At 71.9% G+C, this 2,228-nt stretch carries 3 protein-coding genes; all 3 read left to right on the top strand.

Annotated elements, in window-relative coordinates; genetic code table 11:
* On the top strand, positions 1-1,466 hold a 1,466-nt coding region (locus I59_RS20060), incomplete at its 5' end, for an alanine--tRNA ligase-related protein (protein WP_261976583.1).
* The gene (locus I59_RS23565; protein ID WP_261976582.1) at positions 1,373-1,666 is read left to right on the top strand and encodes a DHHA1 domain-containing protein; all 294 of its coding nucleotides are present in this window, start codon (positions 1,373-1,375) and stop codon (positions 1,664-1,666) included. The genes I59_RS20060 and I59_RS23565, both read left to right, overlap by 94 nt.
* Positions 1,667-1,674: 8 nt before the next feature.
* The gene (ruvX, locus tag I59_RS13770; protein ID WP_031273837.1) at positions 1,675-2,118 is read left to right on the top strand and encodes a Holliday junction resolvase RuvX; all 444 of its coding nucleotides are present in this window, start codon (positions 1,675-1,677) and stop codon (positions 2,116-2,118) included.
* Positions 2,119-2,228 lie beyond the last annotated feature (110 nt).

Genomic DNA, 2,228 nt, shown 5'->3' with positions numbered 1-2,228 from the left:
CTTCCGGCGTCCGCGACGCCATGAAGGACGCCTACCCCGAGGTCGCCGACGGTTACGACCGCATCGCGCGCATCGCCTACGCGGAGGAGGAGACCTTCCTCCGGACCCTCGCGCAGGGCACGACGATCCTCGACGTCGCGGTCGAGCGCGCCAAGGCGGACGGCAAGCCCGCGATCGGCGGCGACACCGCGTTCCTGCTGCACGACACCTTCGGGTTCCCGATCGACCTCACGCTCGAGATGGCCGAGGAGGCCGGGGTCCAGGTCGACCGCGGCGCGTTCGACACCCTGATGTCGGAGCAGCGTGCCCGCGCGAAGGCGGACGCGAAGAGCAAGAAGACCGCGCTCGCGGACCTCAGCGTCTACAGCGCGTTCCGGGCCAAGGGCGAGACGACGTTCCTCGGGTACGACGCGCTCGAGGCGGAGACGAACGTCCTCGGCATCATCGTCGACGGCGTCAGCGTGGACCGGGCGGTCGCGGGCGACATCGCCGAGGTCATCCTCGGCGAGACTTCGCTCTACGCGGAGTCCGGCGGTCAGGACGCCGACCAGGGTTCGATCATCGGGAACGGCTTCGATCTGGAGGTCCTCGACGTCCAGCGTCCGGTCGCCGGCCTGTGGAGCCACACGGTGCAGGTCCGCTCGGGCGAGGTCGGGGTCGGCGACGCCGCCACGACCGTGGTCGACGCCGAGTACCGCCGGGGCGCGACGCAGGCTCACTCGGCCACCCACCTGGTCAACGCCGCGCTGCGGGACATCCTCGGTCCGGAGGCGCTGCAGGCCGGTTCGTACAACAAGTCCGGGTACATGCGCCTCGACTTCTCCTGGTCGCAGCCGGTGTCGCTCGACACCCGCTCCGAGATCGAGGAGGTCGTGAACAACGCCATCCGCTCGGACCTCGAGGTCTCGACCCGCGTGCTCCCGCTCGCCGAGGCCAAGGAGCTCGGGGCGCAGGCGCTGTTCGGCGAGAAGTACGGCGCCGAGGTCCGCATGGTCGACATCGGCGGTCCGTGGTCGCGCGAGCTGTGCGGTGGCACGCACGTCGCGTCGAGCGCACAGGTCGGCCTGGTGAACCTGGTGGGGGAGTCGAGCGTCGGTTCGACGAACCGTCGTGTCGAGGCACTCGTCGGCCTCGAGGGCTTCCGCGACCTCGCGGTCGAGCGCACCATCGTGTCGCAGCTGTCGAGCGCGCTCAAGGCCCCGCGCGAGGACCTGCCGACCCGGATCCAGTCGCTCATGAACGACCTGAAGACCGCGCAGAAGCGGATCGCGGAGTTCGAGTCCGCGAACCTGCAGCAGCGCGGCCCGGGCGATCGCACGGGAGGCGTTCCCCGGTTGGCGCGACCACCGTTGTCCCCGAGACGGTCGAGAACGTGCAGTCCGGCGACGACCTCCGTTCGTTGGCCACGGGCGTCCGTGCCCAGCTCGGTGACGGTGCCGCGGTCGTCGTGCTCGGCGCGGTCGTGAACGAGAAGCCGGTGGTGATCGTCGCGACGAACGACGCAGCGCGTGCCGCCGGCGTGCAGGCCGGACCGCTCGCCAAGGAGGCCGCCGGCGTCCTCGGCGGCGGTGGCGGTGGCAAGCCGGACCTCGCGCAGGGTGGTGGTACGGACGCAGCGGCGCTGCCCGCGGCACTCCGGGCCGTGACCGCCCGCCTGGCGGCCTGAGCGTGGCGATCCGCTCCGGGCGTCGGCTCGGCATCGACGTCGGCCGCGCCCGGATCGGCGTCGCGGTGTGCGACCGGGACGGTCTGCTCGCGACGCCGGTCGAGACGGTCCGCCGCGACGACGACGCCGACCTCGGGCGGATCCTCGCCATCGCGGACGAGTACGACGTGCTCGAGGTCGTCGTCGGGCTGCCGCTGTCGATGTCGGGGGGCGACACCCCCTCGACCGAGGACGCCCGCGCGTTCGCCGCCCGGATCGCCGGACACCGGCCGGTGCGGCTCGTCGACGAGCGGCTGTCGACGGTGACGGCGCAGCGCGGCCTGCACCAGGCCGGGCGGAACACGAAGAAGTCCCGCGCCGTGATCGACCAAGCGGCCGCTGTTATCATTCTGCAACACGCGCTCGACCACGAGCGTGCGTCCGGAGCCCCACCAGGGGCCGAGCTCCCCTGACGGACGAGCCCAGCGAACTGCGGGCTCCGACGGACCGCTGCCGTTGCGGTGCCCCAGGTGGAGTCCCCGAACGAGAGACCAGAGGATCCGTTGGCAGACGACCTGGACTG

The organism is Curtobacterium sp. B8 (assembly GCF_000333315.1).
GTDB lineage: Bacteria > Actinomycetota > Actinomycetes > Actinomycetales > Microbacteriaceae > Curtobacterium > Curtobacterium luteum.
Note: the sequence above shows the minus strand (reverse complement) of the source record. Positions and strands in the feature narration are given on the sequence as shown.